This window comes from Bradyrhizobium guangxiense, from assembly GCF_004114915.1.
GTDB lineage: Bacteria > Pseudomonadota > Alphaproteobacteria > Rhizobiales > Xanthobacteraceae > Bradyrhizobium > Bradyrhizobium guangxiense.
On sequence record NZ_CP022219.1, the window covers coordinates 2720050 to 2735854 of the forward strand.

At 64.7% G+C, this 15805-nt stretch carries 17 protein-coding genes and 1 pseudogene; 10 read left to right on the forward strand and 8 right to left on the reverse strand.

Annotated elements, in window-relative coordinates:
* Positions 1–18: 18 nt before the first annotated feature.
* A complete protein-coding gene (locus X268_RS12680; RefSeq protein WP_128925275.1) occupies positions 19–240 on the forward strand; it encodes a cysteine rich repeat-containing protein in 222 nt (73 codons plus the stop codon).
* Positions 241–252: 12 nt separating this feature from the next.
* On the opposite strand, the gene alr is transcribed toward X268_RS12680, so the two are convergent.
* From alr to X268_RS12700, 3 genes are all read right to left on the reverse strand, one after another.
* Positions 253–1521: an alanine racemase gene (gene alr, locus X268_RS12685; RefSeq protein ID WP_164938125.1), complete on the reverse strand. Its 1269-nt coding sequence runs from the start codon at positions 1519–1521 to the stop codon at positions 253–255.
* A gap of 62 nt (positions 1522–1583) precedes the next feature.
* Positions 1584–3089: a replicative DNA helicase gene (locus tag X268_RS12690; RefSeq protein ID WP_128925277.1), complete on the reverse strand. Its 1506-nt coding sequence runs from the start codon at positions 3087–3089 to the stop codon at positions 1584–1586.
* Positions 3090–3950: 861 nt separating this feature from the next.
* A complete protein-coding gene (locus X268_RS12700) occupies positions 3951–5201 on the reverse strand; it encodes a cyclopropane fatty acid synthase (RefSeq protein WP_164937690.1) in 1251 nt (416 codons plus the stop codon).
* Positions 5202–5480: 279 nt separating this feature from the next.
* Between X268_RS12700 and X268_RS12705 the strand changes: the two genes are divergently transcribed.
* The 3 genes from X268_RS12705 to X268_RS12715 all read left to right on the forward strand — a co-directional run bounded on the left by X268_RS12705 (position 5481) and on the right by X268_RS12715 (position 7594).
* On the forward strand, positions 5481–6407 hold the full coding sequence (locus X268_RS12705) for a hypothetical protein (protein ID WP_164937691.1): 927 nt from the start codon (positions 5481–5483) through the stop codon (positions 6405–6407).
* Positions 6408–6521: 114 nt separating this feature from the next.
* Complete coding sequence (locus X268_RS12710; RefSeq protein ID WP_128925279.1) at positions 6522–7118, forward strand: TetR/AcrR family transcriptional regulator; 597 nt, start codon at positions 6522–6524, stop codon at positions 7116–7118.
* Between the two features lie 8 nt (positions 7119–7126).
* Positions 7127–7594: a PaaI family thioesterase gene (locus X268_RS12715; protein WP_128925280.1), complete on the forward strand. Its 468-nt coding sequence runs from the start codon at positions 7127–7129 to the stop codon at positions 7592–7594.
* 110 nt (positions 7595–7704) lie between these two features.
* Here X268_RS12715 and rplI read toward each other — a convergent pair whose 3' ends face one another.
* The 5 genes from rplI to X268_RS12740 all read right to left on the reverse strand — a co-directional run bounded on the left by rplI (position 7705) and on the right by X268_RS12740 (position 12009).
* On the reverse strand, positions 7705–8304 hold the full coding sequence (gene rplI / locus X268_RS12720) for a 50S ribosomal protein L9 (RefSeq protein ID WP_128925281.1): 600 nt from the start codon (positions 8302–8304) through the stop codon (positions 7705–7707).
* Positions 8305–8355: 51 nt separating this feature from the next.
* Complete coding sequence (locus X268_RS12725) at positions 8356–9333, reverse strand: hypothetical protein (protein ID WP_128925282.1); 978 nt, start codon at positions 9331–9333, stop codon at positions 8356–8358.
* 244 nt (positions 9334–9577) lie between these two features.
* A complete protein-coding gene (locus X268_RS12730) occupies positions 9578–10378 on the reverse strand; it encodes an ABC transporter permease (protein ID WP_128925283.1) in 801 nt (266 codons plus the stop codon).
* The gene (locus X268_RS12735; RefSeq protein ID WP_128925284.1) at positions 10375–10971 is read right to left on the reverse strand and encodes an ABC transporter ATP-binding protein; all 597 of its coding nucleotides are present in this window, start codon (positions 10969–10971) and stop codon (positions 10375–10377) included. Before X268_RS12735 ends, X268_RS12730 begins: the two co-directional genes overlap by 4 nt.
* 3 nt (positions 10972–10974) lie before the next feature.
* Positions 10975–12009 (reverse strand): Cj0069 family protein, encoded by a 1035-nt coding sequence (locus tag X268_RS12740; protein ID WP_128925285.1) that lies wholly within the window; start codon positions 12007–12009, stop codon positions 10975–10977.
* A gap of 521 nt (positions 12010–12530) precedes the next feature.
* Here X268_RS12740 and X268_RS40025 point away from each other — a divergent pair.
* The 6 genes and pseudogenes from X268_RS40025 to X268_RS39850 all read left to right on the forward strand — a co-directional run bounded on the left by X268_RS40025 (position 12531) and on the right by X268_RS39850 (position 15703).
* Positions 12531–13034: pseudogene (locus X268_RS40025) on the forward strand (hypothetical protein).
* A gap of 35 nt (positions 13035–13069) precedes the next feature.
* Positions 13070–13303: a PepSY domain-containing protein gene (locus X268_RS39365; RefSeq protein WP_164937692.1), complete on the forward strand. Its 234-nt coding sequence runs from the start codon at positions 13070–13072 to the stop codon at positions 13301–13303.
* Between the two features lie 17 nt (positions 13304–13320).
* A complete protein-coding gene (locus tag X268_RS12755; RefSeq protein ID WP_164937693.1) occupies positions 13321–14229 on the forward strand; it encodes a DUF1259 domain-containing protein in 909 nt (302 codons plus the stop codon).
* 28 nt (positions 14230–14257) lie between these two features.
* The gene (locus tag X268_RS12760) at positions 14258–14854 is read left to right on the forward strand and encodes a superoxide dismutase (RefSeq protein WP_128925288.1); all 597 of its coding nucleotides are present in this window, start codon (positions 14258–14260) and stop codon (positions 14852–14854) included.
* Positions 14855–15020: 166 nt separating this feature from the next.
* Complete coding sequence (locus X268_RS12765) at positions 15021–15455, forward strand: hypothetical protein (protein ID WP_164937694.1); 435 nt, start codon at positions 15021–15023, stop codon at positions 15453–15455.
* Positions 15455–15703: a hypothetical protein gene (locus X268_RS39850; RefSeq protein WP_208764433.1), complete on the forward strand. Its 249-nt coding sequence runs from the start codon at positions 15455–15457 to the stop codon at positions 15701–15703. Before X268_RS12765 ends, X268_RS39850 begins: the two co-directional genes overlap by 1 nt.
* Positions 15704–15805: the final 102 nt, after the last annotated feature.

Genomic DNA, 15805 nt, shown 5'->3' on the forward strand with positions numbered 1-15805 from the left:
TCCGTACCCGGAGATACAATGTCCAAGTTGAACTTTGTCGTCATCGTCGCCGCTGTCGCGTTCTCCGGGCTCGCGTCGGCACAATCGTCCGACCCGCGCGGCGCCTGCAAGGCAGACTATGACAAATTCTGTGCCGGCATCGCGCCCGGCGGCGGGCGCGTCGTCGCCTGCCTCAGCGAGAAGCACGACCAGCTCAGCGCGACCTGCAAGACGGCGCTGGACAACAGGAAGAAGAAGTAAACGACTGCTCGCTCAGCCCGGCGGCGGGGCCGCGGGCCGCTCGATCGGCGGCGGCGAGGGCTGCTCGGCGGTGCTCGCCGGAGCCGGCTTCACCAATGGCTCCTCGACATTGCCGCCCTTGTAGAGCCGGGCGTAGCGGTGGCCGAGGCTGGTCAGCACCTCATAGCCGATAGTGCCGAAATGATGCGCGAGCTCGTCGACGGTGATGCCCTCGCCGAGCAGCGTCACCATATGGCCGCGCCGCGCCGCGTTCGGCGGCAGATCGGTGACGTCGATCGCGATGAGATCCATGGAGACGCGGCCCGCGACCGGGCAGCGCTTGCCGGCGACGATGACCTCGGCGCCCCGGGTGCCGTCGTTGGAGCTGGCGGCGCGGAAATAGCCGTCGGCATAACCGACCGCGATGATCGCGAGCTTGGTCGGCCGCCGCGCGGTCCAGGTGCCGCCATAGCCGACGGTCTCGCCGCGCTCGATGTTGCGGGTCTGCACGATGCGTGCCTTGAGCTCGACCACAGGCTGCATGGGATTGTCGGCCTCTGGCGTCGGGTTGACGCCGTAGAGAGCCGCGCCCGGCCGCACCAGATCGAACTGGAACGGAGCGCCCAGGAAGATGCCGGACGAATTGGCCAGCGCGGCCGGCACGCCGGAGAATTCACTGGCGATGCCGCGGAAGGAAGCAAGCTGCCTTGCATTGACCGGGCTGTTGAGCTGTTCGGCCGAGACCAGATGGCTCATCACCAGGGTGATGCCGTGATCGCCGGCGTTGATGCGGGGGATGATGGCCTGCGCTTCGGAGAGCGTCAGGCCGAGCCGGTTCATGCCGGTGTCGATGTGGACCGCGGCGCCTCCGGTCCAGCCGGTGCGGCGGCAGAACACGTCCCATTCCGCGAGCTCGTTGAGATCGCCGATCACCGGCCGGCAATTGATCTTGGCGTAGTGCTCGCCGGTGTTCTGGAAATAGCCGCCGAGCACGTAGATCGTGGGCTCCGGCACCGCCGCACGCACCTTGCGCGCTTCCTCGATGGTGGCGACGAAGAAGGTCTTGCAGCCGGCCTTGTTCAACGCGCGCGCGACCTGCTCGGCGCCGCAGCCATAGGCGTCGGCCTTGATCACCGCCGAGCATTCGGCCGGCACCGCCGTCTTCTCGAGCTTGCGCCAATTGGCAATGATCGCGTCGAGATCGACGGTCAGCACGCCGCCATAGGCCGCGAGCGCGGCAGCCTGATTGGCCTCCACGGAGAGAAGGCCGGATTGCGGAATCGTTTTCGGGTCGGACGCCATTGTCATGGCGCCGTTTTACGCAAGAGACCCGCGCGGTTCAACCCAATGAACTCGGCGAGGACCTAGTAGTCGCTGCGTTCCGGCAGCTGGCCGTCATGCGCGAGGTCGCCGAAGCGGGTGACCGAGGCGTCGAAGTGCAGCTCGACCGTGCCGGTCGGACCGTGGCGCTGCTTGCCGATGATGACTTCGGCGCGGCCGACCGTGCGCTCCATGTCGGCCTGCCATTTTGCGTGTTCCTCGGTGCCGGGACGGGGCTCCTTCATGGCGAGGTAATATTCCTCGCGGAACACGAACAGCACGACGTCAGCGTCCTGCTCGATCGAGCCTGATTCACGCAGATCCGAGAGCTGCGGCCGCTTGTCGTCGCGCGATTCCACCTGACGCGAGAGCTGCGACAGCGCGATGACGGGAACGTTGAGCTCCTTGGCCAGAGCCTTCAGGCTCGTGGTGATCTCCGTGATTTCCTGCACGCGGCTGTCGCTGGCGCGCTTGCCCGAACCCGAGAGCAGCTGGATGTAGTCGATCACGAGCAGATCGAGGCCCTTCTGGCGCTTCAGCCGGCGCGCGCGCGCCATCAACTGCGCGATCGACAGACCGCCGGTGGCGTCGACATAGAACGGCAGCGACTGCAGCTCGATCGAGACTTGCCGGATCTTCTCGAAATCGGCTTCCGAGATGCCGCCGCGGCGGATGTGGGAGGAGGGAATGCCTGTGCGCTCGGCCACGATACGCGTGGCGAGCTGGTCGGCCGACATTTCGCAGGAGAAGAAGCCGATCACGCCGCCATTAGCTGCCTTCATGGTGCCGTCGGCCTGGAGCTCGCCGACATAGGCCTGGGCGACATTGTAGGCGATGTTGGTCGCGAGCGAGGTCTTGCCCATGCCGGGACGGCCCGCCACGATGATGAGGTCGGAGTGCTGCAGGCCGCCCATCTTGGTGTCGAGGTCGCGCAGGCCGGTGGAGATGCCCGACAATTTTCCGTCGCGCTGGAACGCTTTGGCCGCGAGATCAACCGCGACCGTCAGCGCCTGCGAGAATTTTTGGAAACCGCCGTCATAGCGGCCGGACTCGGCGAGTTCATAAAGGCGCCGCTCGGCGTCCTCGATCTGCGCCCGGGGCTGAAAATCGACCGGCGCGTCGTAGGCGACGTTGACCATGTCCTCGCCGATCCCGATCAGGTCGCGCCTGAGCGACAGGTCGTAGATGGTGCGGCCATAATCCTGGGCATTGATGATGGTGGTCGCTTCGGCGGCAAGCCGCGCAAGATATTGCCCGATGGTCATGCCGCCGACATCGGTATCGGCGGGCAGGAACGTCTTCAGCGTGACGGGCGTCGCGATCTTGCCCATCCGGATCAGGCTGCCGGCGGTCTCAAAGATGGTCTGATGCAGCGGCTCGAAGAAATGCTTCGCCTCCAGGAAGTCGGAGACGCGATAGAAGGCGTCGTTATTGACCAGGATCGCGCCCAGAAGGCTCTGTTCCGCCTCGATATTATGCGGTGCACTCCGATAAGCGGGAGTTCCGGCATCGGGCGCGAGTTTGAGAACGTTCGAATCAGTCAGGGCCATGGTCGGACGTGCTTAGCAATTTTCTTGGGCGGATGCGGGGCCGGGATAAAGCGCCGGCTCGGCCTAAAGCGGAAGCGAAAGCTGACCGCTATCAACCGCTCAGTTAAAATGGTGGATGATTAGCAGTCGCAGCACGCACCGCGCTTGACGGATTTTCGCGGAACTCGGTCCGGCCCGGGCGTGGCCGCCACCGCGCCATGGAAAAATCCGGACGCCATGAACCTCGGGGTCGGCGCGCAGACATAATCAAAAGGCCCGCGAAATGACGCGCTGCGCGCCTTCGGCTCGCCTTCAGATCAGCAGGAGATAGACCAGCGCGACCAGAGCTGCCCCGACGCCGGTCGCGATCAGGGCGTAATCAGTGCGGAGGTCGTCCTGCGCGTCAAATGAAGTCTGGGTCTCTTTGCTCATGGCGACGGTCTAAGCCAGGCCCGACCAGAGTTATGTGAAGTGGATCACATCCTCCCGGATTCTTTCGGGGGTATGATTGGGAACAGCGGACAGGGCAGGGAATTGTCTCCCGCGGTCCGTCAACAGGAAACGGGGCAAGCGATGCGGCCAGAACGGCAGCACCAGATGTGGCGAAGCGAGGCAGGTAGCCGGCTTTGGCTGACGGGGCTGATTGCAGCCATGGAGCACGCCGAGCGGCCCGAAGTGCGTCGCCAGCCTGTCGCCCCCGAAATCCTGGCCGAACTGCGGGCGCAACTGGCGTTAACCGCCCCTTACTCGTCCTGCCAGATTTCGACCCTGCGTCACTAAAGCGCGACGAAATCTAGATGAATCGTCATCGCGCTTTAGGTTGTTTGCGCAGGATCTTTTCCGGAAAACCGCTTCGCACTTTTCGGGATCATGCTTTAGGACCTATTCACCAGCCAATTTGAGCCGCGGCCAGGTCGCTCCTTCGCGACCCCGTAACCGGGCCTCTTCGCGCGGCACGTAGTCGCGCGTCATCGGCACCACGCCCTGGCGGCGGGTGAGCTGGATCTGGAAGTTCATCATGGCCTGCTTGCGGAAGGTCATCTCGCAGGCCGCCAGATAGAATTCCCACATCAGCGCGAATCGCTCGTCGTAGAGCTGTACGGCTTCCTCACGGCGCGCCATGAAACGTTCCCGCCAGGCTTTCAGCGTTTCCGCGTAGTGCAGGCGCAGGATCTCGATATCGCAGACCAGGAGGCCGGCGCGCTCGATCGCCGGCAGCACTTCCGACAGGGCCGGGATGTAACCGCCGGGGAAGATGTATTTGGCGATCCAGGGATTGGTGGAATCCGGGCCCTGCGAACGGCCGATCGAATGCAGCAGCATGACGCCGTCCTCGCTCAACAGCTCGGCACAGCGCTCGAAATAGGTGTCGTAGAAGCGGGCGCCGACATGCTCGAACATGCCGACCGAGACGATGCGGTCGAACGGGCCTTCGACATCGCGATAGTCCTGGAGCAGGAATCTGGCCGCGCCGGACAGGCCCTTCTCGGCCGCGCGCGCATTGGCGATTTGCAGCTGCTCGGTCGACAGCGTCACGCCGGTGACATCGGCGCCCGCGATCTCGGCGAGATAGAGCCCGAGCCCGCCCCAGCCGGAGCCGATGTCGAGCACGCGCTGGCCGGGCTTGACGAGCAGCTTGGCGGCGATGTGGCGTTTCTTGGCGAGTTGCGCGTCGTCGAGCGTCGCGTCCTGCGTCTCGAAATAGGCGCAGCTATATTGCTTGTCGGCGTCCAGGAACAGCGAATAGAGCCGGGCGTCGAGATCATAGTGATGCGCGACGTTGTGGCGGGCACGCGAGCGTGGGTTGAACTGCTTCAGGTGCCGCGTCAGATAGCGCAGGTGCCACCAGGGCTTTGCCCACTGCGGCAATAGGTCGGGTTGATCGAGCAGGATCGCGAGGGCATCAGCTATCGTGCCGTGCTCGACGACGAACTCGCCATCCATATACGCTTCGCCCAGCCCGAGCTCGGGATTGACGAGGATCTTCCGTTCCGCCTCTGCGGTCACGAAGCGCACCGCGACCGGGACGCCAGTGCCGTCGCCGACAGTGAACTTCGATCCGCTGGCGCTGGTCACCGTCAATGACCCGCGGCGGACGAATTGAGACAGAAATCGACGCAACAAACGGTCCATCGCCACCTTCCTCTCGAGCGAACCCGAAAGATGCGACTAACCCGGCCTTCACATCCGACGCTCAGGTCCCGCTCAGGTTCCTATGCGTTTGCATCCAAATCTAGAGACGGTCGCGCTGGCCCGCTATTGCGCTGTGATCAAAGCGGATATTCCAAAATCGCTTAATCACATCCTTGCGCGTGGAGGCTGCTTCCATTCGCGGCGCAATCGGATAAAAGGTGACCCGCCGCCGCGCCAGATGCCGGCTGTACTCGAAAAAACTCAATGGAGATGATGGGAATGTCGAGCCGAGCGCTCAGCCTCGCGACGGTATTGCTTCTGATCGGCTTCGGCGCGGCCGATACCGTTCTTGCGCAGGCGACCAACCTCGAGGCCGGCAAAACCCCGTCTCAGCTGTTCACGCAGACCTGCAATGCGTGCCACAAGAGCCCGCGCGGATTGTTGAAGTCCGTGGCGCCGGGCTCGCTGCCGGGCTTCCTGCGCCAGCACTACACCACGAGCCCGGACATGGCGGGCATCCTCGCCTCCTATCTGGTCTCCAATGGTGCCACCGACACCCGCTACCAGGCCAAGGACGGCAAGAAGGACGGCGCCAAGGAGAAGGACGCGAGCACTGGCCCCGAGCATCAGGGCCGCCGCCCGCGTGCGCAGGACGCGGCCAAGCCGGATGGCGAGGCTGCTGCTCCCGCTGCCGAAGGTGCGCGCCAGAAGCGCGCTGCGCGGCCGGCCGAGGAGGGTGCTAAGCTCGAGGGCCAGGCTGCGCCCGAGGGGCGCAAGGGCAAGCGCCGCGCCAAGCCGGGGATTGAGGATGCTCCGAAGGTTGATGCTGCCGCGCCGGCGAGTGAAGACAAGAAGAGCGAATCGAGGACCGAGAGCCCGAAAGCCGAGCCCGACAGCGGCAACGCCTCCGAGAAGCCTGTCGAGCCCAAGCCAGACAGCAGCGCCAAGGTCGAGCCGCGCAGCGAGACGCCTACGCTGCGGCCCGATCCGATCCCGCAGGTGACGCCGACAGCTCCAGCCGCCGCCAAGCCCGCTGAGCCGGCCGCGCCCAAGCCGGTGGAAGAGGCTGCTCCCAAGCCTGCCGCCAGCTCCGAACCGGCCCCGGCGCCAAAGCCGCAGGAACAGGCGCCGCCCGCGACCGCTGCAGCCCCGCCGCCGGCGCCGCCTGCGTCCTCCGGGCCGCCGACGCCGCCGATCTCGCGCTAAGTCACCCGGATTTTTCCATCCACGATGCGAAGGCCGCGACCATGAGCGGCCTTCGCATCGTCTTGACCGTCATTAGAGTAGGGCTCTAGAGTGTTGCTCTAGGAGGAGGCGCCGATGACCGCGCGGATGCGAGACGATTTGTTGGCGGCGGGTCTTGCCGTGTTCGACCGCGTCGGCTTCGAAGCTGCGACGGTGGCTGCGATCCGCACCCGGGCGCGCGCCTCCAACGGCAGCTTCTTTCACGCCTTCGGCTCGAAGAAGGAGCTCGCCGGTGCGCTGTTCCTGGAGGTCTTGCGGCACTATCACGCCGCGGTGCTGGCCGCGCTCGATCCCGTGCCGGATGCGGAGCAGGGCATCGATCGTCTGATCCGGGCACATCTCGACTGGGTCGTGACCAGCCGGCGCGAGGCGCGCTACCTCTTCGAGATCTCGCGCAGCGAGTGGGGCGAGGACGTGCGCGATGCCCAGCGCGCGCGGAATGCGCGCCTTGTCGAAGGCATCGAGCGCTGGCGCGCGCCGCTGGTTGCGCGCGGCGAGCTCTTGCCGATGACGGCGGCGATGTTCGTCAGCCAGCTCATCGGGCCGGCGCAGATCTTCTGCCGCGCCTTCCTGTCGGGCCGCGATCGCGCCGATCCGCGCGCCGAGGCCGACACGCTGATCGCCTGCGCCATCCGCGCGCTGGTACCGCCCGATCGCATCCACAAACAATGAGAGGCCGCATGCGCAACGACGCAGATCCCGAATTCGCGCCGATCGCCGAACGCATCCACAGCAATGTCGGCCGGCAGGGCTTCATGAACCTGGTCGGCGCCGAGCTTTCGGAATTGACGCGCGGCACCTGCACGATCGCGGTCGACCGCCGGCCGGAGCTGCTGCAGCAGCACGGCTTCTTCCATGGCGGCGTCACCGCCTTCCTGGTCGATAATGCCACGACGATCGCTGCCGCCACCTCGCGCGGCCAGCCGGCGCTGACGGCGGAATACAAGCTCAATTTGTTGTCGCCGGCGGTCGGCGAGAAGCTGATCTGCCGGGCGAGGGTGATCAAGCCGGGCCGCCAGGTCTCGGTGGTTGCGGCCGATGTGTTCTGCGTCAGCCACGGGGTCGAGAAGCACACGGCAACGGCGCTGGCCTCGATCGCGATGTTGAGCGAAGAGGTCGCTGCGAAAACGAAAAGCCCGGCCGCCTGAGGCGACCGGGCTGATTCCTACGGCCGTCATTCCGGGATGGCGCGCAAGCGCCAGACCCGGAATCTTCCGGGTTCGGTCCTGCGGACCGCCCCGGAATAACGAACAGCGGCTTACTTCTCTTCCGCGGCCGGGGCCGGCTCGACCTCGTCGTGCTGGGCTTCCGGATCGAAGAACTCGCCGGCGGCGGCGATCGCCTCGGCGGCCGCGTCGCGGTCCTCGTTGCGGGTCGAGATGTCCTCGCCGCGGTTGATGCGCTCGGCCTCGTCCTGGCTGCGCGCGACCGTAACGGTGATCTCGACCTCGACCTCGGGGTGAACGGCAACGGTGATCGAGTGCTTGCCGATGGCCTTGATCGGCGCGTCGAGCTGGATCTGCGGACGGGCGAGCGAAACGCCGTCGGCTTCGAAGGCGATCACGATGTCACGCACGTTGACCGAGCCGAACAGCTGGCCGGCTTCCGACGCCTGGCGGATCACGATGATGTTCTTGCCCTCGATCTTCTCGGCGACCTTGGACGCCTCGGCCTTCGAGGCGAGGTTGCGGGCCTCGAGCTCGGCCTTCATGCCGTCATACTTGGCCCGGTTGTCGGCGGTGGCGCGCAGCGCCTTGCCGCGCTTGAGCAGGAAATTCCGGGCGTAGCCGTCGCGAACCTTCACGACTTCGCCCATCTGGCCGAGCTTGTTGACGCGTTCCAGCAAAATGACTTCCATATTCGTTCTCCTTTTGAAGTGCTCTCTTAGGTTTCGGTTTCGGGGTTGAACTCAGGGGGTCGGCAGCGGCGGCGGCTGCCGGCTGCGCAGGAAGCGTTCGCGAAAGCCGAACACGGCATCCGCAAGGCCGAGGATCACCATCGCGATCACGGGCCATCCGAACACGACCACGACGGCGTAGGTTGAGCCGAGCCAGAAGGTGCGGCTCCTCAGCGCCAGCGTGAGCGTATGCAGCACGGCAAAGCCGGTCAGCGCATAGCCCATCATCAGCGCGGCCGCGGTGATCTGAGCGACGATCGCGAGCAGCCCGCCGGTGAAGCAGAAGGCGAGCGCGATGCAGAGCGCCACCAGGGTCATCGGCGGCAGCTCCGCCGTCCTCATGTCCGGCCACGGGCGCCGCAGCCGTCCCGACGTCGCCGTGACCTTGGCGCTGAGCCAGAGGTTGAGGGTCAGCGTCATCATCGCGATGATGGTGGCGCCGGCCGGTGCGATCCGCACCAGCGCATCGACGAACTGGCCGGCTTCGCCGGAGCTTTGCGGGTCGGTGGCGCGGAGGAGGCGCATCAGGCCGCGCCTGAGCGTGCCAAGGATGGTCTCGGCGTCGGTCCCGAGCGTGAGCAGGGCGGCGATCGTGGTCAGCGTGGCGAAGCCTGCGATCCAGAGCAGGATGCGGCCGACCGGATACCATTCGAACTCGGGTTCGGCGGACGGCTCGGTCGCGGCATCAGGCGCGACGGGTCCCACGGGACGGCTGAGCAGGACGAGATGGCCGAGCCACCACGCCGGCAGCGCGACTGTGACGACGAAGGCGATGCAGTAGGGCAGGCCGAACAGGGCGCCGAGGCCGATCGCAGCACCGATGCCGCCGAGGCTGGCGCAAAGCGGGCCCCAGCCGATCGCGGCGACCATCAGCGGGAGCGGAGCGAGATAGAACAGGACGAGCGAGATCAGCGCGCCCGAAATGATCGAGGCGAACATCAGGGCCGACGCGGCGCCGGCGATCAGGGCTATCAGCACAAATGCCATCATCAGCTGTCCCGCTCCCTTCGAGCGGTTAGAGCGAGACCAGCGAAATCGCTAGTGTTATCAGAGGTTTACGGTAATCGGTTTGAGCTGTGTAGCAAAAACCGTAGCAGAAACCTCAGCTCACTCAGCTCAGCGGCCCCCAAGTTAGGAGCCGCAAACGAATGCGGCCCCACTGGGAGCCGCAAACCAAACGGGGGTCTTCTAGCCAGTTTGGCCCGGACAATCAACGGCTATCTGGTGCGCTGACTCAAGCCTCGGTCAGCATGCGATCTAGACGCAGCCGATGTCGATGGTCAGTGAGCAGGCGTGCGCCACCCAGGACGGCGACCAGCGTTCCCAGCCCAGTCCCGCCGGCGATTAGGAACATGATCAGCAATTGATATTTGACGGCATCGATCGGCTCGACACCCGCAAGGATCTGGCCGGTCATCATCCCCGGCAAGGAAACGAGACCGATCGCCGCCATACTGTTCATGATCGGCATGAAGCCGCTTCTCAAGGCGTCCCGTATGACCGGCAGGAGGGCTTGGTGTCGCGTGCCGCCCAGCGCAAGACAAGCTTCCACGCCGGCTCGTTCACGCACCAGGCTGTTCGTCAGCACGTCCAGGCCCAGGCTTATCCCGGTCATGGTGTTGCCGAGCATCATGCCCAGCAAAGGGAGCGCATAACGCGGATGATACCACGGATCGGGGCGTAGCTCCGTCATAAGCGCGAACATCGTGACCGTGCCGGCGGCGAGCAGCGTGCATCCCGCGCCCAAGCCGTACTTCCAAACGCCCTGAAGACGTCGCTTCTGCCGCGCGACGATCTCCCGCGAGGCGAAGAGGACCATGATCAGGGCGGCGAGAGCGGTCCAGAGCGGCGACACCGCGGCAAACAGGAACGTCAGCACGTATCCGACGAGGACGAGCTGGACCACCATGCGCACGGTAGCAATGGCCAGTTGCCTCTCAAGCTTGAGGTGGAGGACAAGCGAGAAGACGCCGTCCATGACGACAAGGAGAGCGGGTAGGACGAGGTCGCCGTACGAAAGCTGGATGTAGGTCACGACCGGTTTTCCTCGATCCCGCCGTCGGGTCTCATCACAAAAATCCTGGTCCCGACCCGGCGGGCTTGGGCGCCGTCGTGGGTAGTCCAGAGGACGCTCGTTCCATCCGAGATGCGTTCGGCAATCACACCTTCCACGGCCGCAGCGGCTGCCGGGTCGAGGGCCGAGGTCGGCTCGTCCAGCAGAAGCACCCGTGATCGCAGCATGAGCGCCCGCACAAGTCCCAACCGCAATCTCTCGCCGGTCGAAAGTCTTTGGATCGACCACTCTCCGCAGTCATGCGGCAACCCCAGTCGCGCTACCAGCGGAAGGGCAGCCTCCCAGGCCGCGAAGTGCTCTTGCACGGTGTCAGACCACCAGCCCGGCTCGGCGGCGAGGTAGGTCACCCGCCTTCGCCAGGCCGGGGCGGGCATCGCCTCTCTGAGGATGCCGTCCAGCTTGACTGTTCCGTCGTTGGGATCGAGATCCGCGATGGAGCGGAGCAGCAATGTCTTTCCGACCCCGGAAGGCCCCTGCAGGGCGACGCATTCGCCGTCCTGCAGGTCGAATGATACGGAGAGATGCAGGCGCTTGAGCCCTCTGACCGTCAGCATGCGTCAGTTCTTAAGCTTCAGCCGGTCGGCAACTCGCCTGGCGATCTCCGCCGGCGCGTCGTCCGGGTATGGATGCACCGAGCTGACGTTGATTTCGCCCAGCACATAGCTGTCGCTCCCGTCGGCCTGGACCGGGCCGAGCATGAAGTCGGCGTCCCAGATCGCGGGCAGATCATCTCGTGCGATGTCCAGCAGGGAAGTAAGCTGCGGCGTCCACTTGTCTTCCATCAATCGCCGCAGCCGCTGGAAGCGCGGGTCCGCGCTCGACGAGTAGAGCCGCGGTCCAGCCTCCGAACGCGCCGCCGGCGAGTCGACCAGCGCTTTGACCTTGTGATGGCCGAATCCGGCGCAGCGGTCGCCTGCCATGTAGCAGCGCACCACGCCCTCGCTCAGGCGAGGCTGGAACGCCTGGTCGATCACGCTGCCGCTCTCGAAATACTCCGCGCAGCGACGCAGGAAATCATCCAGCGTCACTTCCTCGGGCGCGTCCTTGGTCGCGTCCAGGACCCTGATCATGGAGGAGGTCGGAAGCCTCTCGATCTTCCAGACGCCTTGGCCGCCGTTGCCCCTGTTGCGTTTGATCACGCGCGGGCCGGAAGCGAGCCGCGTCGGCAGCTCGGCAAGCATCGTCTCGGCGGTCTGATAGAGAGCCGTGTCCGACCCCCAGCCCATCGAGCGGGTGCGATAGAGCACCTCCTTCGTGCCCATCTTGAGGATGACGTCCGGATGAGCGCTCACCCACACGCCCTGCGCGGCGACCTCGCGCAGCAGGGCGTCGAGACCGGCGCGGTTCCGGCCTTCCTGAATCGGATTGACCCAGACGAGCACGCCATCCACTGCGAGAAGTTCTTGGCGGACGTCGTCGGCGAAGCTTTCGTCGTAGATCGCGGGGCGTCCTTCGATGCCAACAGCGGCGAGCGCTTCGAAGACGTCGGCGAAGCGGCCGTATTTTGAGGTCGCATCTCGACGCGCGGCCGCATCGCCTCGCGAGAGGATGGCAACTGTATGTCGGGGAGAGAATTGCTTTTCGGTATCCATGCGCAAGCTCCACGTGTTGCGTGCTGCGCAGAACTTGGACCGAAGTCTCGCCGGGAGTCTGCCTGATCCCGGACCGGCAGTCTACGTGAACTGCTCCGGACGTTTCAAGATCGTAGCGAGCAAACCTTGATCTGGCTCAACAACGTTTGTCCTCCCCAGTCGAACCGTGGGAGCATGAAAGATTCGGACCGACTAGAACGAGATAGAGAAGTTCCGGAGCCTAAGCTTTCGCTTTCCGAAGAAGCCGTGAAGTTCATCGAAGAGCATGCGAGCGATCTCCGCGAGATCGTCAAGAAGCTCGGTCAGAGGTTTCATTAAGGCCAGCGCGACGCCGAATGTCGGCTTAGTTCCTCAGTTCGATTGAAACTTCCGCAACGCTGGTCTGATGATTTCTTGAATCCTTCGCCGCCCCACGGGTTGACAGCCCGGCCAACTGGGCTTTTATTCGCGGCTCGGGGATGTGCGATCTCCCCGCGAGGCGTCATGCCCAAGAATCGCGTCCTGATCACCAAGGGCGCAGCATGTCAGCATCGTACACATCTATTTCACCCGATAAATTGTTTCGATTGGTCGGCACGGCGGCCGCTCCGACGCTCATAGACATGCGCATCGAAGAGGAGTTCTCGGCCGATCCGCGCCTCATCCCGGGCGCGGCGCTCGCATCTCGACGTCCAGGATTGGGCGTCCCGCCTGACGGGCCAGTCCGTCGTCGTGGTCTGTCGCAAAGGCAAGAAGCTCAGCGAGGGGACCGCGGCCTGGCTCCGCTGCTGCAACGTCGCCGCCGAGAACCTCGAAAGTGGTCAAGCCGCCTGGAAGGAAGCGAACCATCCGACGGTGCCGGCCGCCAGGATTCCCAAGCGCGACGGGCGTGGCCGCACGGTGTGGGTCACGCGAGCCTGTCGCGCATGTTCGACCACGACCTCGAGCAGTTGAACGCCGGTCTCCAGCTCTACGATGCATTCTATCGATGGTGCCGCGACGCGACCAGGGAGCTGCACAACCGGCAAGTGAGGTCAAAGGCCTGATGACTTCTGGGGCAGGGACAACCAGGAGATCAGACATGCGAACATCGACGATCTATCGGGCAGTGCTCTTCGTGGCCCTGGCGGCGGGACTCTCGCCCGCTCACGCCCTGACCCAGGACGAGCTGATCGCCAAGATCCAGGCGGCCGGCTACTCGCAGGTGCAAGACGTCAAATCGACGGCCGAAGGCATCCCCGCCAATGCGGTGAAGGACGGCAAGCCAGTGAAGCTGCTCGTCGACAGCGGTGGCCAGATCAAAGAGCGGAATTGAGCTCGAGGAGCAGCACCATGAAAAGGGGCATCTTGGCTCTGGTCGGCCTCGCCGTCTGCTTTTTCGCAATCCGCTTCGCGCCCTTCTTCCCGGCGTATGCTCAAGATGCCGAATGGCAGAAGGTAGACGAGGCGCTCGGCCGCAAGCCGGCGGTTTCGGACGACGTCCGCCGCTACGGCCTTCCGCGCAGCGACCTCTCCGTGACGATTGATGAGGTGGCGATCAAGCCGGCGCTTGCCCTAGGCGGATGGGTTGCGTTCAAGCCCGCGCACGGCGGCGCCATGGTCATGGGCGACCTAGTGCTGCTCGAGACTGAGATCAACCCCGTGATGGCGAAGATGATCGCGAGCGGTCTCGAGATCACGGCCGTGCACAATCATCTGCTGCGGGCGAGCCCTGCGACCTTCTACATGCACGTCGCCGGCCACGGGGAACCCGTCAAGCTTGCGTCGGCGATCCACGATGCGCTGGCCGAGAGCAAGACGCCGCTGACGGCCGCGGCGCCGGCGAGCCCGCCGCCGGCCGTCGACCTCGATACGGCGAAGCTCGACCAGATCATCGGCGTGAAGGGCCAGGCCAACGGCGGCGTCTACCAGTTCAACGTCAAGCGGCGAGACCCGATCACTCAGGACGGCATGCCGCTGGCCCCCGTCGGCCCGATGGGCGTCGCGACTGCTATCAACTTCCAGCCGACGGGAGGCGGGAAGACCGCCATCACGGGCGACTTTGTGCTGACCAGCGACGAGGTCAACCCCGTCATCCTGGCGCTGCGGACCCACGGCATCGAGGTGACCGCGCTGCACAGCCACATGCTCGATGAGCAGCCAAGGCTGTTCTTCATGCACTTCTGGGCGAACGACGACGTCTTGAAGCTGGCCGAGGACCTGCGTGCGGCGCTCGACAAGACGGCCAGTACGAAGAGTTGAGCCAAAGCTTGAACGAAGGAGTCGCCTGATGCCCTACGAAACCAAGCCGCTGCTGTTCGATCCGAAGGCGATCAGCGGCATTTCCGAAAAGGTGCTCGTCAGTCACTATGAGAACAACTACGGCGGCGCGGTGAAGCGGCTCAACGCGATCAGCGCGCAGCTCGCCGAGCTGGACTTCGCTAAGGCGCCGAACTTCGTCATCAACGGCCTGAAGCGCGAAGAGCTGATCGCGGCGAACTCGATGATCCTGCATGAGATCTACTTCGATGGTCTCGGCGGCGCCAGTAAGCCGGGCGGAGCGCTCGCCGAAGCGATCGTGCAAGACTTCGGCAGCATCGATCGATGGCGGACGGAGTTCGCTGCGATGGGAAAGGCCGAGGGAGGAGGTTCGGGGTGGGTGATCCTCTCCTACTCGCCCCGCAACAAACGGCTCGTCAACCAGTGGGCTGCCGACCATACGACGACGCTCGCCGGCGGCCGTCCCGTGCTGGTGCTCGACATGTATGAGCACGCCTATCACATGGACTTCGGCGCTGCGGCAGCCCGCTATGTCGACGTCTACATGGAGGCCATCCGCTGGGAAAACGCCTCCGCGCTCTACGATCGATACGCGAAGGAAATCTGAAGGAGATGAGAAGGATGAGAAACATTGCCGTCGCTGTGTTCGCGCTGGCCGTTCTGCTCGATGCCTCCCAGGCGGCTCGCGCGCAAACCTGCAAGGTTTGCGCCGACCAGCGGGCCGCTTGCATGAAGAATTACGCCGGGCCCGCATGCAAGACCGAGTATCAGATGTGTCGGAAGGCGTGCAAAAAGTGAGGCCGGCGGACTTGGAGCGCCAACTTGCGAGGTGTCTCATCGCGGCACTGGGTGTCGGCATCGGAGGACTGGTCAGCCTCGATGCCGGTTTTGTCGCGGCCGAGAGCGTTCGGACGTTGACCGGCGCGCAGATTCGAGCGGCGTTTACGGGTAAGCAACTGACCGACGAGGTTCACTATCGGTTTGTTTATGACGGCGACGGGACTCTGCGAACTTACTCAATGGGCGCGAAGCAGGTCGGAACATGGCGCGTCGAGAAGAATGAGCTCTGCCTGTTCCTCAAGGACATGGAGGACAGCTGCTACAGCGTGACGAAGAGCGGAAGGCGATTTGAACTGAAGCCGACCGGGCTCGGCAGCCCGCTCGACGGCATATTGGAGCCAGCATTCAACGGGGATGGGACGAAGTGATGACGACGGGCATCGAGCACGGAAAGATGGGCGAGCTGGTGCGATATTTCCTGAGACTTGGCTTTCTTGGCTTCGGCGGACCGGTCGCGCTGGTCGGCCGGATGGAGCGTGAGCTCGTCAACGCTGACGGTTCTGATCCACTGGAAGGTCAGCAATCCAGTGCTGATCGCAGTCACCGCCGTCGTCGGGCCGGTCGCCCATCCGATTCTTCAGCCGGCGTGGTTGCTCATTGGGCTCTGTGGGGGTGACCATGCGCGTGGGGCTCGGGAATGGTCTGGCGGTGAAGCGACGTGCGGCGCTCGCTTCGACGGCCGCACGTCCGACATCTAGGGTCTGGCCAGGTCGCCTAT